Here is a 620-nt window from a genome sequence, read left to right on the forward strand (position 1 = left end):
CTTCTATACCCGGTAAGTCGGTAACATTTTTTTCACCAATACAGCCATCTACCACAATGATTTTGTCATTGGGCTTTAAATCTAATCGATGTGACTTAACTATGGGAATATCAAGCCAACCAATCAAATTATGTAAAGAAACACGATCAATAAAGCCTTGATAAGTAATGAGTGGTTTAAAGCCCTTCTTTCTAAGTAAATAAGCGAGAGCAAAAGCGGAGCCAACCGCATCATGATCAGGAAAGTCATGAGCTTGAATGATGATTCGTTCGCAGTCCCTGAGACGCTCAAGAAAATCGTTAAATGAGAAAATAGACATACCTCACCTTAACCTTTCAAGTTTTCTATTGTATTAAGAACAGTTTCAGTACCACCACCCAATGGACTAACTATCTCATCTCCATATTGTATTCCAATAAAAACACCGAGAGCGATTAAGATAAGACTAGCAACTTTTAACATGAGAACACCACTAACTATAAATAAAGCGAATCAATTGAGTTCTAAACGTAAGAACACCTAACTCCTAAGCCTCTCAAACAGAAGAAATTTAATAAACACCCATTCCAAATTAACTAAAACTTACTCACACTTAACAAAACAAACATTGACTTATATCC

Annotated in this window: 2 protein-coding genes; both read right to left on the bottom strand. The window is 35.6% G+C overall.

What is annotated here, in order from left to right:
• The coding region (locus tag AB4486_RS22565; RefSeq protein ID WP_372118702.1) for a bifunctional oligoribonuclease/PAP phosphatase NrnA at positions 1–319 on the bottom strand (319 nt) is incomplete at its 3' end.
• 8 nt (positions 320–327) lie between these two features.
• The gene (locus AB4486_RS22570; RefSeq protein ID WP_261978795.1) at positions 328–462 is read right to left on the bottom strand and encodes a hypothetical protein; all 135 of its coding nucleotides are present in this window, start codon (positions 460–462) and stop codon (positions 328–330) included.
• Positions 463–620 lie beyond the last annotated feature (158 nt).

Source organism: Vibrio sp. 10N.222.55.C6 (genome assembly GCF_041473395.1).
GTDB lineage: Bacteria > Pseudomonadota > Gammaproteobacteria > Enterobacterales > Vibrionaceae > Vibrio > Vibrio crassostreae_C.

What these genes read in the sequence shown, in the direction of transcription:
- AB4486_RS22570 (WP_261978795.1), bottom strand. Translation starts at nt 462, where the DNA reads ATGTTAAAAGTTGCTAGTCTTATCTTAATCGCTCTCGGTGTTTTTATT.